Origin of the sequence: Corynebacterium sp. PCR 32, from assembly GCF_037464985.1 — a bacterium.
Lineage (GTDB): Bacteria > Actinomycetota > Actinomycetes > Mycobacteriales > Mycobacteriaceae > Corynebacterium > Corynebacterium kroppenstedtii_D.
Map to the genome: position 1 here is coordinate 54042 of NZ_JBAHVL010000005.1, position 16321 is coordinate 70362.

The following is a 16321-nucleotide window of genomic DNA, read 5'->3' on the forward strand; positions in this document are numbered from 1 at the left end:
GCACAGAGTAAAATACAAAATAGACCCAAGCTCACCAGCCGGGTAAACATCGACGGTGCACCAAGCGCAACACCTATAGCAAACACGACGGTGGGGATACCGTAAAACATAGTTGCTCGAAATTTCTTAACTATTATCAAGTAGGCTATTCCAACCAAGCCGACAGTGAGCGGAATAATCCACAAAAACAGATAGGATGCCGACAAGTAATCGTCGCGCTGTTTATAGACTGACAATAACGTACATCCCGAATAAATCAGTATATAAGCAACCGTCGCGAGAACCGATTGAACCTTTGTTATCACCTGCAAGCACGACCCCTTTTCGCAGCCATTGATACATTCCAACGTCTTAGCAGTAGTCTGCATAAACGGGAGGGTAATCCCAGTGAACTCCAATCTTTAGCCCTCGGTTAGTTGCCGCTGCACTTACCGCTCTTCCACCGATCTCAACAAGCGAAGGAGCACTTGCCAGTGTAAGAACACCGCCGATGGCAGCGCCGACTGGCCCCCAAAGGCAGAAGATGCAGCCTCTAAAGCAGCAGCAATAGCTGCAGGCCTAGCGTCAGCTGCAGCAACGATAGTCACCCCAGCACCAACCGCAAGGTCTTCATGACTGAAACACACTGCTTTACCATCTACGGAGGCTCGGGGAGTAACCACATTGCTTTCATCAAGAGCTTGCCTGACTGGCTTCCCCAAAACGTCCTGATGAAGACGATGGATTTCCTTGTTATCGAAGTTGTACTTGTTCTCCAACGTTTCATCGGAAACTGAGAGAGCAATCTTGCCATCTTTCTCGACGAACACTTCACTAGCATCGCCAACATGCGCGATGAAAGCCGCATCCTCATCACTTAACTTGCCAGATTGGATCGTGATGGTGCCTTCATTCTTGAGAGAGGAGTAAGATGATAATGTCAGGGGAGCTTCACGATCGGATTCCTCACCATGTATAGAAGGAGCCGCACCTACAGAAATTGTAAGTGTTATAAATGTAGCCACAGAAGAGAGCCAATTTAACTTTCCCGTTTTTCACCCTTCCTACCCTTTCAAGATAAAACTCGCCATATAGGACCATCCGATAAGGCGCTAAATTCTACATGCTTGCATCATAACCAACAGACTTCAAAATTTCAATAGAGGCCATCAAAATTGTTATTTCGGCTTAGAAATTAAAATATGTCTTTATATTTTTCCTCCCAGCTTATTGATACCGTACATCATTATGGAACTGCTGAGACACATACCTCTCATCCAGATCATCCGAGGACAGCCGAACACCAGACTAGATACACCAGCTAACGTCCACCCGCACAGACACCAGTTGAGAACTGAACCACAATGCTCTTCACACGCCGGGACGCCTCCCATGCTTTCGACCTGGTTTTCACCCAACATGTCACCATCACCTCATCGCGATCAGTGATCCGGTCATCCGATCCACCAACACGCTGCACCCGCACAAAGACCTCACCAGACTCCAGCCACTTCTGGGTATTCTCCGGTAAAATCATCACCGTCGTGCCCACAGAAGCGACATGTCAGCCGCCAGCACCTCAGAATCAGGAAAACCCCTCATACCCTCACAACCCGCGGGTTCGAACCACGTCGTGGAATGTCATACTTCATCCGCCGTCATCTCCGCGAGGCGAACCTCCAGACCTGCCCCCAGTGATAGGGTTCTTCCATCGGCAGAACGCCCATTCACCGTCCACAATGAACCACCGGCGAGCCCCACACGGTCGGTTGAGCGGATATCCGCGTCTGCCGACATGTAGAAAGAGATCACACTCAAGATGACCGTCTTCGACCGTGTTATAGCTTTATTCGCGTAGATGGCTTCTGTGGTGATGTTCCAATTTATCCCACATCCGGACACTGTGAACTCGCGGGCAGGTTAGTGGTCGCTATAATGGTCGGCCTCTCCGTTGCGGACGACCGTCACCGTTTCACCATGCGCAAAGTGCATAGCTGACCACCCCCTTTTAGCAGATATCCACGGTAACAATGCCAGGAATCGTCCGGTACAGGCGCAACGCGATCTAATCTTGAGACGACAGCCACACCCCCCACCCCATAAACACGAGGCATAGTAGGTAGTCAACGAAAAAGGGCCTTGTCTGCTGCAACTAGGAATCCGCTGCCGCCTCCGTGTCCCCACATGAAATCGCGCAGGCCACCGTCCGGGCCACAATGATGGCCACCGCATCGGGAGCCTGGGCGAACGTTCGACCTTTATACCCATGAATGAGAGCTTCCGCGTCGGCGGCGATGACGTTGGATACGTATTCGGCTCTGTTTGATGATGATTTGGATGTTGTTTCGTCTGCGATGGACGAGCTTGTGGAAGGAGTGGGCCGGTTGCGGGCGGTCTGATTTTTTGGCTCTATTTTGGCTGACATCCGTTTTAAATGATTATAAAACTGCTGGTCAGACCACTATGGCCTAGATCACAAAAACCGCCCTCCCAGGGTGCAAAACCCCTGGTCAGGCGGTAAAAATAGGGTGTGCCCCGGGTGAGACTCGAACTCACACTGGACGGGTTTTGAATCCGTTGCCTCTGCCAATTGGGCTACCGGGGCAAATATGCCCGGACCGATACGGTATACGCCGTACCCGGCTGACACGAGGAAAAAGTATACGGGACTCCATATACAACAAAGAAATCAGCCGGTCAGGTTAGATTTCTGCCCACTAAATGTGGGCAGAAATTGCATCAGCCATCTTTTGCTGCCCTACAGCGGTCGGATGCGCGGGAAGCGTATTATCCACAAGCCCCCACATGGAACTACTCGGTTGGGTGCCAATACCACCGTCACACCACCCTTTGTCTTCATTCGGCGGAGCAACATAGGTCACGCCAGTTTGATCAGCAGCCTCTTTGACAACTCCGTTAAGATCCTCAACGGATTCGGCAATATATGCACGCTCATCCCGTGTCAGAAGACCATCATTGAGACACCAGTTTTCTGGCTTGGAGGCATTCATATATCCCGTCACAATGATTTTTGCATCAGGTGCACGATGCTTGACATCCTTAATAATGTCCACCTCGCGCTGCAACAACGTACGACCATCAACACCAGGATCATGAATAAGCTTCTGAATGGTCGCTTGGGTGGTAGATCGACAATCCGGGCCAAGGCCCGTCAAAGCTCGAGCGAAGCACGCCGGGAAGGCATAGCCCACCCCCGCATCGTTACCGCCAAGGGTGATGGTGACCAGCTTCGTGTCCGGAGTGAGATGCTCACGCTGCCCCGTCAGTGCGGTGAATGGGAGGGCGTGGTTCTGAGGGTGATCATAATTGAAGGAGAAGGCCCATCCACACGTCGCATCATCCAGTTGAAGGCCACGCGCTTGGGCAAGCTTGTGAGCATAGTTGTCAGTAGATGCTCCACATGCAGGATTCTTCAACTGGGGCGTCGTCAATGACCCAACTGCCGCATATGAATCACCCAACGCAACATACTTATCTCCCGCCTCAACAGCATGCACAGACGGGGCACACACTGCTGCACCCAACGCCGCCGCAGAGGCAACAACAATCGAGGCAAGACTTCTCGTTGCTAACTTCATACGATCCTTCTTTCAAGGGTCAAGGGGTAACTACATGTGGCAAAACAGTACCACTATAAAAGTAAAGATGCAGGACATAACGCATCCATCACGTTAAAGAACTGTCACCAACCATTATCTACGTATATCGCCGCCACTCAACGAACCATTACTCAACTCTGAGTACACAGAGTGTCTTTTATATATATCAATTGAATCCACTTCAGACACACATATGCATGTCATTAGAGGAACTGAATTATATACACAGCACATGGTAGCGCTACATACGCTCATCTATGAGCTAGATTCCAGATAACGTCAATGGCCACATTAACCGACAGTGTGGTCACCCCCGCAGATATTTACCTGCGAAGCACACCACACGGCCACTGTCAATTTTCCATACGAAAGGCTATTGAGTACATCAGTTCTCTAGATTGAGATGCGCAGAAATTGCATCCGCCATCCTTTGTTGACCAGCAGCCGTAGGATGAGCCGGTAAGGTATTATCGGTCAGCCCGAGCAAAGAATTACTCGCTTGAGACCCAATACCATCACACCACCCTTTGTCTTCATTCGGCGGAGCAACATAGGTCACGCCAGTTTGATCAGCAGCCTCTTTCACAACTTCATTGACTTTGTCAATCGCCTCAGCAATAAATTCTCGTTCATCCTTCGTAAGGAAACCATCTTTGAGACACCAGTTTTCTGGCTTGGAGGCATTCATATATCCCGTCACAATGATTTTTGCATCAGGTGCACGATGCTTGACATCCTTAATAATGTCTACCTCGCGCTGCAACAACGTACGACCATCAATACCAGGATCATTTCTGAGATGTTCCAAGATGCCTTCAGTTGTCGTACGACAACTGAGACCAAGCCCCGTCACTGCCCTCAATAAGCATGCTGCAAATCCGAGACTTGCACCCGCGTCGTTACCACCAAGGGTGATGGTGACCAGCTTCGTGTCCGGAGTGAGATGCTCACGCTGCCCCGTCAGTGCGGTGAATGGGAGGACATGATTCTGAGGATGATCATAGTTGAATGTTAACGCCCAGGCACACGTTGCATCATCCAACTGTAGACCATGCCGCTGTGCAACTTTATGAGCGTAATTGTCCATTGATGCTGAACATATAGGATTCTTCAACTGTGGTGCAGTGAGAGACCCTACCGATGCATATGAATCGCCCAACGCGACATATTTATCCCCAGGCGCTAGTGCGCTTGCAGGCTGCGCAAACGTTACTGCACTTAACACTATCGTTGAAACAGACAAAACAATTGAGGTGAAGCTCCTCATTGAAAACTTCATATATTCCTTCTTTCAAAAGCAACAGGAGGTACCTGTTTCCCAAGATCATAACACCACGACAAAAAATCCACCGCCACGCTATAGTTTTGATATAGTATCCCAAATACTGCACAGACTTACCTCGTCATATTAATGCTTTTTCTGTTTTCTGTCCGCTGAATGGTCCATTCGGTGAGAAAAATCGATATTCTGGTGACGGGCCCACGATTCATCAGCAGCTAGCCGTGCGATTACAAGGCCAGCGGCAATGGCAAAAACTTGCAACGAAGCAGTCACCATGTGCGTCACTGCAGCATTAATATTCCCGTAGTTGAGGTAGTAGATCCCACGAAACATGTCCGCTCCTGGAATCATGATGACGGCTGCTGGAATCGTTACTGTAATACGCGGGATATAGGAACGATCTCGAATAGCGTTCGCTAGCAATCCGACACACAATCCGCCGATCAACCCCGCAATCTGAATCGGTGCCCCCAAGAACAAAACAGCGAATTTCACAACGTTCGCTATCGCTCCGACCACAGCAGCGATGGCGATCATTCGCCGAGACGAATTAAACAAAATAGCAAATCCGGCGACACCGCACACACTCGAAATCCCCACAACAATGAGCCACGACCACTCCGTCGTGCCACCCTGAGCAGGAACCGACGGCTCCAAACCAGTACACGCGGAAACAATCCAGGCGGCCATCGTGGCTGACACTATAATCTCAAAGGCATAGACAAAGCGCTCACATCCTGCAGCAATGTCTAATCGTGCAAGGTCAACAAGCGCGGTAAATAGCGGAAATCCAGGTATCAAGAATAACATCGCGGCGACATATCCCTGACCCAACATGGGCTGAGAAGCTCCCCACGGAGTTATGACGAAGAACTGGCGCACGCCGAAATACACTAGGCATGCACCGGCCCCTGACACTGCCGTTGTCCCTAGTTGATTGAAATTTCTACTCCCCACATACATTTTGGCCGTTTGCCCACACACAGCGCTCAATGCAACCGCCACCGCTGATACCAAGCTGAAGTGATTGAGAACCGCAAACGCTGCACAGGCAACCGCCGCTGCTACTGCCCGCGAAACATAGCTCCAGCGGATTCGCTGGTTGCCTTCGATCGCATCAAGCTTGTCGTGAACCCATTCCGCCGTGATCTCGGCAGGAAGATGATGTGTCAGGTCCTCAATAGCCTCAATAAGGGAAGAATCCACTCCATACTTCTTTAACGTGCTCACTTCCGTCCGAAAATTGTTACCCCGCCGCCCTGTGAATCGAATACTTGTCATGGTGACCGAAGCGTCAAAACGATCAAAGCCCAACGATCGAGCCGTTCGTTTCATCGCCCGGATCACCCGGTACGCACCAGTGCCAGCAGAAAGTAATAACTCTCCCACACGCAAGACAGCATCAGCATCGACCCCGATATGCGGATCACGCTCATGCGACGTCATCTGTTGACCATCAGTGTTCACTAGTCATCGCCTTTTTCTTATGGCGGATCACATACCGTCAAAGCTACGTACGCTGAGGTTGTTGCACCCGTATCTATTTAACACCCACCCATCATGAGATGCAGGATTGTCATGATCGGCGGATACGTCAATCAAGGTCGCATTCACTTCCGCCACGCGCTAAGGTTTTCGCACGTGAGTACTCCCGTTGCCCTTCCTCTCGCTCCGTTAACCACCCTTGCTGACGGAACCATCAAGCAGGTCAACCCTTTTACCGGCACCGAAGTCTGGACAGTACCGGGCCGTACGCATCAGCCGCTATCCCACCCTGTTGACAGTGACCACACCCTCACAACGCACGACCACCATCACGCGTGTGCTTTCTGTCCAGGACGATATAAGGAAACACCACCAGAAAAAGCACGTGTGATCGTTGAGGACGGCTCCTGGAGTACTCTCTATCGTCTAAAGGAAAGCCAGATCACCGACACGATAGCTGAATTCAGGCGCATACCGAACCTCGTTGAGATACTTGGGTACGACTACTGGCGAGCTAACCACGGCTTCGCGATGGACCCAGAGACAGCGGCACACATGAATGACTACCTCAGCGAGCCTGCCGGTCGACAGCATGTTCTTGCCATTATCGCGACACGCCTTCGCGCCTCTGGTATACCCGAATCAGAAATCAATGAAATGTCTGAAGGGGAACTTCTCACACGCGCCCCGGCCTATTTTGCAGGTGGACACGATGTGATCGTAGCTCGGCGTCACTACAGAGATAGCGCGACCACCAGTGGACAACTCGCGTCAAGTGGTTCTTTAACTCCGGAGGAACACTATCGATTCATCGCTTTTACTGCTGATGCTATGCGCGATCTTTACACGCGGAATAGGTATGCACGGTATGTCGCGGTGTTTCAGAATTGGCTCACGCCTGCTGGAGCGAGTTTTGAGCACCTACACAAGCAACTGGTCGCGATCGATGAACGCGGGGCCCAAGCTGAACTCGAGATCGCACGGCTGCGATCCAATCCCAATATGTACAACGAATGGGCTGTTGACTATGCCGGCTACCACAACTTAATCATCGCTGAAAACACCCATGCTGTCGCGTTCGCTGGATTCGGTCACCGCTACCCCACCATTGAGATCTATTCTCGATCGGCAATATGTGAGCCGTGGAAGCTCACAGAAGAAGAAATGCGCGACATGAGTGATCTCATTCATGCCTGCCACGCGGCGACTGGCGCAGAAGTCCCATGCAATGAGGAATGGCACCACAAACCCATTGACTTGGATATCCCAGTGCCTTGGCGTGTGATGATTAAATGGCGGGCGTCAAAACTCGCTGGTTTCGAAGGATCAACCAAAGTATATCTAAATACCATTTCACCGGAAAATATTCGACACCGAATGTCTCACCGTTTGACTCAGCTTCGCAGAGAGGGGCGACTCGCTGATTCAGTCCGTATCGCCGGCGAACTGACGTATCGTCGCAACTCATTGAAGTATAACCCAGCCCTCCGCTAAAAAATTTACACGCCCGCAACATAATATCGATGATCTCGTCGCACCACGGTGGCACAGTAGCCACTAGATGAAGTCCGCGTCGGTGACGCTCCGTCCAACACTGGGGTTCTCAACAACACGTTGCTCACCACCTCCCGTCGGCGGCGAACGTCCACGTTCAGAGGCGTTCATGACGACACCAGCTGGGACTTATCCACCTGTTCCCAGGTTTTGTCACGCGATATAAGGAGCTGAATCGATGAATCTTTCCCCCCGTGAGACAGACAAGTTGCTCGTTTTCCTTGCAGCTCAAGTGGCGCAGCGTCGAAGAGAACGAGGAGTGAGGCTCAACCAACCCGAGGCGGTCGCGCTGATCTCTGATTCCGTTATCGAGGCAGCCCGAGACGGGAAGAGCGTAGCAGAGGCAATGCATATCGGTACGACAGTCCTCACAGTTGATGAGGTCCTCGACGGCGTACCAGAGATGGTCTCATTAGTGCAGGTGGAAGCTACTTTTCCTGACGGCACAAAACTTGTCTCAGTCCATGATCCGATTAGGCATTAGTCCGGAGTTGACCATGATTATTCTATACTGCGGACGTGAAGCTCAGGATGATCACCTCATTCGTGCGGCTGTAGCACATCGTCACCATTACCGTCTCATCGAGGTTGATGAGATCCCAGTCCCCACAGATGGCAATCCAGTCCACAGCAGTAATCACGAGCCTGTGGCCATCGTTCACTCCGCGACTGACCTGTCAGCTGTTCTCAACGCTGTACATTGTGAGAAATCCGTGGATGACACTCATGATCCCACAGTCATTATTCCTATGACTGCGGGTCGAGATCTTCACAGCATCACAGTACTAGCGCAGGCGGTCCTATGGTGGAAACGGAGTAATCCCGCGGCTCGCATCATCATCTCTCGTCCAATCGGTAATAGGACGACGCGGGTATCTGCCTTACGAGCCAACATGCGCTCCAACCCTGCGCTCTCGTACGTTATTTTCTCAGTTGCGCTGGATCCTTTTTTCGACGCGGATCTGTTCCGTGACGCTCGCCTGGCGTGGCAATATGGGCATGCGGACATCTCAGTAGCGTTCGACGGGGCAGCCCCCAGTTTGAGTAAGGCTATCCACCATGCAGAGATCATTCTCGACGACGCATGCGCTCGCAATAGCACCCCAGGGGGCAAGTGGCCTCGTTGCATGGAGACCACAGCCCCCGAGATTCGCGTCAGCCAGGGCGACAGCACCACCGTCTCAGAACGAATCGTTGTTGTGCGGGCAGACCTCATGCCGGCCACTGATAATGAGTTACATCAGGGCGGCCAGAAATATAGAGAAGTTCCGTTATGGACGCCATCGGCCCTGGCGGTGTTGATCGAACAGAATATTGCCGACGCGCGCGCGGATCTCTCTGGGTTCGATAGCCAGGATACACAGAGGGCTCACCATGGTGAGCGGACAGAACACTATGGACGTCGCCCGGTCCCAGTTATTGGGATGGAGGCAGCACTATGGGCCGATCATGACTCTGGCTTCGCCCATAGCCATGGAGACGACGATGGTCATCACACTCACTCACATCATCACCATCCCCATACTCACATGCACAGCCACAAGTCCTTCCACGCTGATCATCATCACCGGCACTAGCCTCTATACGTGCCGCCACCACCCAATTGCCTCCGAGGATGCCATGAATGCTGCACGCACGTACATCTGTGCCGATGGAAACATCACCATTAATCCAGGGAAGAGAACACTAACGTTGCGGGTCACCAATACCGGTGACCGTGCAATCCAAGTGGGAAGTCATTACCATTTTTTCGAAGCCAATCGTGAGCTCTTGTTCGATCGTCCTCGGTCGTGGGGCATGCATCTCAATATCCCAGCAGGGTTAGCTGTTCGATTCGAGCCTGGTGATTGCAAAACAGTTCAGCTTGTCGATTTCGGGGGAACGCGAACTCTCTACGGTTTTAGTGGTTTAGTCGAAGGTTCACTCGATGACCCCGATATTCGGGAGCAAGGCCTCTGCCATGCCCAGGAGCGTGGTTTTCTCTCAGAATGTGTCCGAGACGATGACCTTCCCACCGATCCAGGCCCCTATTCCCTTTCACGATCGGAGTACGCATCTATCTATGGCCCGTCGACGGGTGACCGTATTCGTCTTGCCGATACCAACTTGATTATTGAGATTACTGACGACGCCAATTCGCGTTCGTATGGTGACGAATCTGTGTATGGCGGCGGTAAGGCCATCCGTGATGGGATGGCGCAAGATCCCCAAGCGTTAGACCCCGTATCCATCGATACTGTCATTACGAGCGCGATCATCGTGGATGCGGTGCTTGGAGTAGTCAAAGCTGATATAGGCATAAAAAACGGGCGTATCGTGGGGATCGGTAAAGCCGGGAATCCGCATACCCAGGATGGTGTTAATCCTAAGCTGATTATTGGCACAAACACGGAAGTTATTGCCGGTGAGCACAGGATTGTGACCGCGGGCGGCATCGACACGCATATTCACTACATTGCCCCTCAGCAAGCTGAGGAGGGCCTATCAAACGGAATAACGACGTTCTTCGGTGGAGGGACTGGCCCCGCAGAAGGAACAAAAGGAACAACCTGCACTCCAGGCACACACTCCATCGCGATGATGGTACAGGCCGCCGAGGACTTGCCGGTCAATGTTGGAATCCTTGGAAAAGGATCCGGGTCATTACCGGAACCGTTGGAGTCTCAGATTGCAGCTGGTGCAGCGGGATTGAAGATTCACGAGGACTGGGGAGCCACCCCCGCAGTCATTGATAATGCTCTCGCAGTATGCGACAAACACGATGTTCAGCTAGCTATTCACACAGACACGCTGAATGAGAGTGGTTTTTTTGAGGACACCCGGCAGGCGATTGGCGATCGTACCATCCATACGTTCCACTCCGAGGGTGCCGGTGGAGGGCATGCGCCAGATATCCTTCGTGTGACGGGAGTGCCATCTGTCCTACCTGCCTCGACGAATCCCACGCTCCCTTACACTGTGAATAGTGCCGAAGAACTGTTAGACATGGTGATGGTCTGCCATCACCTTTCTCATGACATCCCGGAGGACGTTTCGTTCGCCGAGTCCCGCGTGAGACCAGAGACGATCGCTGCTGAAACAGTTCTACATGATAGGGGGGTCATATCCATCTTTAGTTCCGACTCCCAAGCCATGGGACGTGTGGGCGAAACATGGGCACGAGCCTTTCAAACCGCCCATCACTGCAAGGCAGAGTTAGGTCCACTCCCCGAGGACAGAGCGTCAACTCCCGACGGAGTGTCACGTAACGATAACTTCCGGGTCCTCCGCTACGTTGCGAAGGTGACCTGCAACCCCGCCATTGTCGCCGGTGTGTCTGACTACATTGGATCCGTGGAAATTGGGAAAATCGCGGATTTAGTCTTGTGGCCGATAGCCTCGGTTGCAGCCAAACCACAGATGGTCCTCCGGAGTGGCTATGTGTGCTGGTCATTGATGGGCGATCCGAACGCATCTGTTCCGACACCAGAACCGGTTATGTATCGACCAATGTTTGGAAATCGGGGAAAGGCACTTGCGAAGAGCCGAATCACGTTCATGTCGGCCGAATCTATTGCACAAGGTATTCCAGACAAGCTCGGCTTAGAAAGTACCATTCTTCCGGTTCGAAACTGCCGTCAAATTGGAAAGAAAGACATGATCAGAAATAGTGAACTCCCAGAGATCAGGGTCGATCCAGATACCTATGAGGTTCGTGCTGATGGGGAACCGTTGACAATAGCACCAGCGAAAACACTGCCGCTGGCTCAATTGCATTACCTGTTTTAGAGGAGCCATCGTGTCACATGTTTAATGGTTCCGGGCTTCACTACCCCGGTCTCCCTATCGCTGTTATCCCGACGAATCCGTTATTAGGGTGATCCGAATTATGGCTTCTTCCAGTTCTTCCCCTTACGACAGGGAGCATCAGGCCAATGCTGTCGTCGACGGTAACGATCACGTGTCCGAGGACCTATTATTGCCTGGGTTCCTGGCCGCTCTCCAGTGGACTGATACGGCGTTCCCTTCAGGGATGTACACCTTGTCGCATGGCCTTGAAGGCCTTTCCCACTACGACTGGCTTGACCGGGCCTCACTCAGTCAGACGGTGCATGAGCTTATTACTGAGGTGGTCAGCCCGACAGATGGAATTGCAGCCGCTCTATCGTGGGATTGGGCGCACTCTCTCGACAAGACCTTCCCTAGACTTTCTCTGGCTACACCTGAGGAATTCGAATCCCTTCGTACTATCGATGAGCTTCTCTTGGCGACGAAACCAAGTGAGAACGCCCGGCGCGGCAGCGTACGTGTGGGGAAACAGTTGTTGTCGATGGCAAGTGATGTGGTGGCTCCCGAAGGGAATTCAGCGTTGGGAGTGGTGTGTGGGTTGATGCGTCGGGGTGAGTTGGTGGGAAATCAGGCGGTTGTTGCCGGTGTGATTCATCATCACCATGGAATGTCTCAAACGATGGCGGTTGCGTGTGAGTTGTTTTCGTTGGCGGCGGGAGTCTGTTCTGCGGCGGTCCGGTTGCGAGTGGCTGATCACATTAGCTCACAGGAGGTGTTGTGTGAGGTGAGGCCAGATATTATTGCATGTGCACGGCGGTGCTGTTCGTCGTCGTTGGATGATATTGGGACGTTGAGTCCAGCTCTTGATGTTGCATCTGCTGCGCATGAAACTGCGCCTGCGCGGTTGTTTATTAATTAATTATTCAAGTCAGATTATGAGGTTTTCTTCATGAGTGATGGTCAGTTGAGTAGTCAGCGGCATCCGGTGTTTCGGATTGGTTTTGGTGGACCGGTAGGTTCAGGGAAGACGGCGTTGATTGAAGCACTGGTACCTCTCCTTATTGAGCGTGGCCACAGTGTGGGTGTCATTACTAATGATATTTATACGCAGGAGGATGCAAACCATATTCGTCGGGAATTACATGGTGTTCTTGATCCGGCGCGGATTGTAGGTGTGGAGACTGGTTCGTGTCCTCATACGGCCGTCCGTGATGATCCAACGATGAATTTGATGGCTGCGGCTGAGATGACAGACCAGTTCCCTGATATTGATACGTTGCTGTTCGAATCAGGTGGTGACAATTTGACTCTGACATTTTCACCGGCACTGGTGGAGACTTACGTTTTTATCCTTGATACGGCCGAGGGTGACAAAATGCCACGGAAACGGGGGCCGGGAGTCACAGAATCCGATCTTCTCATTATTAATAAGACTGATATTGCTCCCTTTGTACGGTGTGACCTGGACACGATGCTCAACGATGCGAAGCATGTGCGTGGCGGGCTTCCTGTATTACCGACAAATGCGTTGACCGGTGACGGTTTGTCTGAGCTCACCGAGTTCTTGGAAACACAACGGGCTCAGCACCACAACTAAGCGTGACAATACGTCAACCAAGCAGTGGAGGAGGTTTCTCCCCCACCTTTAGTTCTTTGTACGCCACGGCAACGAGTCTCTCCGCCCCTTCACACGTTTGTCGGGAACTTCCGGATGCCCCAGTCGGTTATGATCATCAGCTCCCTATCGGTGCGCCGGGAAAAGTGGGGTTTTTGTATGCCACCGTGGCTGCTGCGCGGGGGAAGTCCGTCATCGCAGAAAGGATGGCAAAGGCCCCGCTTGTTCTCATGAATCCGCTGTATACGGACATGCAACGGCCGGAGACACCTGTGTTGTATATCATGTCGACTGGCGCGGGCCTGGCTCAGAATGATCGACAACTCGTTGATATACGAGTTGGCGGCGAGGAACCGGCATCAGCTCTGATCACTACCCAAGCGGCAACGCCGATTCACCGGATGGATGTGGGCATGGCGGTACAGCATGTCACCATGACTGTCAGCGCTGGCAGTGTCCTTGAATATATTCCCGATCACGTGGTTCCTTACGGTGGTTCTCGTTCCCATCTCTCGTTGGAGGCAATTGTGAGCTCTGGCGGGTGCGCGATTGTCAGTGACTGTGTGACAGCTGGCAGGCTGGGGCGTGGGGAACGGCACTCCTACGATGTTTTGTCCATGGAGACCCAGATTAGCCAGCGTCTGAGGGTGAGTTCTGGCCATAACGGCCTATTTCGCAACCGTGTGCGTCCATTGGCTCGTGACCGTGGGGTGTTCTCCCCGCACACTGGCGGTGGTCTTGTGGGGATGCGGAATTTCGGCGCGTGGGCAAATGTGTGGATTATCGCTCCCTCATCGGCGTCGACATTGTCAGTTCTTGAGGCCGTGCGGGAATTACCAACACCTGCGTCATCGGGGACATTGCGGTGGGCTGCGTCTACGCTTCCCTATGAGTCGGGTGTGTGGGTGCGTATCCTTTCGGCGACCGCTGAGGAGGCACGTGAAGCTAGGGATGCTGTGTGGACGACGGCGCGGATGGTGCTTCTCGGTGCGTCTGCGCCTCGGTTGCGTAAATATTAGTCAGTCGGTCTGTTCGGTGGTCATGTGCTGTCTATTTTTAACCCACCCGTTACTTAGGTAATCTGATTTTCACATGGTGGGAGCACACCTGTGACACACGCCCCATAGCCTTCACAACCATGACACACACGACCTCATCGAGCCCCCGGATCATTCCGGCCAGGCACATCGACTCCCCACCAACCATCGCCGACACAGGAAGACACCGATCACCGTCGCGACAATCACAACCCAACTTTGGCGACGATTACCCTCTCCGGTTCGCACCACGACACTACCGAACCTGGGGCGTCTCAGCCGTAGCTACATCCGCTCTCGGCGGAATCGCCTATCTCGCCGACTTCTCCATCGGCGCAGGAATTGGAATTACACATGGGACAATTAATGCCGTAGGCGGAATTCTCATCGCTGCAGTCTTGATCTTTATATCGAGTTTCCCTCTCGCCGTATATGCCGCGCGATACAACCTTGATCTTGACCTCATTACTCGCGGCAGTGGGTTCGGTTACTATGGATCAGTCATCACGAACGTCATTTTTGCCTCATTCACATTTATATTCTTTGCCACCGAAGGTTCCATCATGGGACAAGGGCTCACAATGGGCCTCGGGTTACCACTGTGGATCGGCTATCTTATCGCAACACTGATCGTGATCCCCCTCGTCATGTACGGGATGGCAGCTCTGGCAAAAATTCACACCATTACGAACCCACTATGGATCGTCATGATGGTGTCGCCCATCATCATCCTCATCACACAAGATCCATCAACCGTTGACAACGTTGTCCATTACTCTGGCCATGGCCCAGGACATGCTGACCTCACATCAATGATGCTTGCCACTGGAGTATGCCTGTCGCTCACTGCGCAGATCGCTGAAAATATCGACTACATCCGCTTCATGCCGGCTAGAACTCCGGAGAATACCCGACGTTGGTGGATTGCTGTGATTCTCTCTGGCCCGGGCTGGGTTATCTTCGGTGCGACCAAACAAATAATCGGTGTCGTCTTGGCCGTCTACGTCATCGCATCACTCGGCGGTTCAGAAGTCTCCGCCAGTGAACCTGTGCACCAATTCTTCGCCATGTACACCAGCATGATGCCCTCGTGGCTTGCCGTCACACTGGCGGTGACATTGGTGGTCATGAGTCAAATCAAGATCAACGTCACCAACGCCTATAGCGGCTCACTAGCCTGGACTAATGCATACACCCGCGTGACTAAACGCTACCCAGGTCGAACCGTCTTCGTTTTTGTCAATGTTGGAATTGCACTCATGCTGATGGAATTCAATATTTTCACCGTGCTGAACTCAATTCTTGGATTTTATTCCAATGTCGCAATAGCCTGGATCTTCACGGTGGCAACAGATATTGCGATCAATAAATACGTCCTTAAAATTTCTCCACGGTACCCCGAGTATCGCCGAGGGATCATTTGCTCTATTAACCCTGTGGGGGTGGGGGCATTGCTGTTATCAGCATCGACCTCTATCGCGATCTACTTTGGAATTTTTGGCACAACCATTCAGCCATTTTCTGCCCTTAGTGCAGCATGTGTCGCTGCAGTTTCCACACCTCTTATCGCAATTGCTACTGGCGGACGCTTCTACCTACGACGTAGCAATGATGGGATAAACTCACCCCTTTTTGATACACTCGGGAATCCCTCAGATGAATTATTTGAATGCTGCATCACAGGTGAAATGGTGGAACGCCCAGACGTGGTCGCTTCTGCTATACCAACGCCTGATGGGCGCACGCAATATATCTCGTCACTTGCCCTGACAACAGACCGTCACGGGCATCATGTTCTCCCCGCTGACAAGCGATTCATCAGAGGTAGACATGGGCGCCCCGAATACCCCACGTGATTACTTTCTCTTCACAAATCAGTGTCACGCCGCATTTTGCATTGTTACAGTAATGGCAGTAACGGCGTGCATCCGGCCCCATTCCCGGTCTCTCCATCGTTTACACACTGTTTTGTTAGACACAC

Annotated in this window: 15 protein-coding genes and 1 tRNA gene; 8 read left to right on the top strand and 8 right to left on the bottom strand. The window is 52.2% G+C overall.

Annotated elements, in window-relative coordinates; all coding sequences use genetic code 11:
• Positions 1 to 428: 428 nt before the first annotated feature.
• From V5S80_RS07375 to V5S80_RS07410, 8 genes are all read right to left on the bottom strand, one after another.
• Positions 429 to 1004 (bottom strand): hypothetical protein, encoded by a 576-nt coding sequence (locus tag V5S80_RS07375; RefSeq protein WP_395170127.1) that lies wholly within the window; start codon positions 1002 to 1004, stop codon positions 429 to 431.
• A 296-nt stretch (positions 1005 to 1300) separates the two neighbouring features.
• The gene (locus V5S80_RS07380; RefSeq protein ID WP_395170128.1) at positions 1301 to 1519 is read right to left on the bottom strand and encodes a hypothetical protein; all 219 of its coding nucleotides are present in this window, start codon (positions 1517 to 1519) and stop codon (positions 1301 to 1303) included.
• Positions 1520 to 1620: 101 nt separating this feature from the next.
• Positions 1621 to 1776 carry a hypothetical protein gene (locus V5S80_RS07385; protein WP_395170129.1) on the bottom strand — a complete coding sequence of 52 codons (156 nt, stop codon included), beginning with the start codon at positions 1774 to 1776 and terminating at the stop codon, positions 1621 to 1623.
• Between the two features lie 355 nt (positions 1777 to 2131).
• Positions 2132 to 2404: a hypothetical protein gene (locus V5S80_RS07390; RefSeq protein ID WP_395170130.1), complete on the bottom strand. Its 273-nt coding sequence runs from the start codon at positions 2402 to 2404 to the stop codon at positions 2132 to 2134.
• Between the two features lie 106 nt (positions 2405 to 2510).
• Positions 2511 to 2584 (bottom strand) — tRNA-Leu (locus V5S80_RS07395).
• Between the two features lie 112 nt (positions 2585 to 2696).
• Entirely contained in the window at positions 2697 to 3578 is an 882-nt protein-coding gene (locus tag V5S80_RS07400; RefSeq protein WP_395170131.1) for an SGNH/GDSL hydrolase family protein, read from the bottom strand.
• Between the two features lie 406 nt (positions 3579 to 3984).
• Positions 3985 to 4878, bottom strand: coding sequence for an SGNH/GDSL hydrolase family protein (locus tag V5S80_RS07405; protein WP_395170132.1), 894 nt, complete (start codon positions 4876 to 4878; stop codon positions 3985 to 3987).
• Between the two features lie 129 nt (positions 4879 to 5007).
• On the bottom strand, positions 5008 to 6348 hold the full coding sequence (locus V5S80_RS07410) for a threonine/serine exporter ThrE family protein (protein ID WP_395170133.1): 1341 nt from the start codon (positions 6346 to 6348) through the stop codon (positions 5008 to 5010).
• Positions 6349 to 6522: 174 nt separating this feature from the next.
• On the opposite strand from V5S80_RS07410, the gene V5S80_RS07415 reads away from it, so the two are divergent.
• From V5S80_RS07415 to V5S80_RS07450, 8 genes are all read left to right on the top strand, one after another.
• On the top strand, positions 6523 to 7860 hold the full coding sequence (locus tag V5S80_RS07415) for a DUF4921 family protein (protein WP_395170134.1): 1338 nt from the start codon (positions 6523 to 6525) through the stop codon (positions 7858 to 7860).
• A 238-nt stretch (positions 7861 to 8098) separates the two neighbouring features.
• The gene (locus V5S80_RS07420) at positions 8099 to 8404 is read left to right on the top strand and encodes an urease subunit gamma (RefSeq protein ID WP_395170135.1); all 306 of its coding nucleotides are present in this window, start codon (positions 8099 to 8101) and stop codon (positions 8402 to 8404) included.
• 13 nt (positions 8405 to 8417) lie between these two features.
• The gene (locus V5S80_RS07425; RefSeq protein WP_395170136.1) at positions 8418 to 9497 is read left to right on the top strand and encodes a hypothetical protein; all 1080 of its coding nucleotides are present in this window, start codon (positions 8418 to 8420) and stop codon (positions 9495 to 9497) included.
• Between the two features lie 43 nt (positions 9498 to 9540).
• The gene (ureC, locus tag V5S80_RS07430; protein WP_395170224.1) at positions 9541 to 11688 is read left to right on the top strand and encodes an urease subunit alpha; all 2148 of its coding nucleotides are present in this window, start codon (positions 9541 to 9543) and stop codon (positions 11686 to 11688) included.
• Positions 11689 to 11788: 100 nt separating this feature from the next.
• The gene (locus V5S80_RS07435) at positions 11789 to 12607 is read left to right on the top strand and encodes an urease accessory protein UreF (protein WP_395170137.1); all 819 of its coding nucleotides are present in this window, start codon (positions 11789 to 11791) and stop codon (positions 12605 to 12607) included.
• A gap of 30 nt (positions 12608 to 12637) precedes the next feature.
• Entirely contained in the window at positions 12638 to 13285 is a 648-nt protein-coding gene (ureG, locus tag V5S80_RS07440) for an urease accessory protein UreG (RefSeq protein ID WP_395170138.1), read from the top strand.
• A 2-nt stretch (positions 13286 to 13287) separates the two neighbouring features.
• Positions 13288 to 14322 carry an urease accessory protein UreD gene (locus tag V5S80_RS07445; RefSeq protein WP_395170139.1) on the top strand — a complete coding sequence of 345 codons (1035 nt, stop codon included), beginning with the start codon at positions 13288 to 13290 and terminating at the stop codon, positions 14320 to 14322.
• Between the two features lie 119 nt (positions 14323 to 14441).
• Positions 14442 to 16196, top strand: a complete 1755-nt coding sequence (locus V5S80_RS07450; RefSeq protein ID WP_395170140.1) for a purine-cytosine permease family protein — start codon at positions 14442 to 14444, stop codon at positions 16194 to 16196.
• Positions 16197 to 16321: the final 125 nt, after the last annotated feature.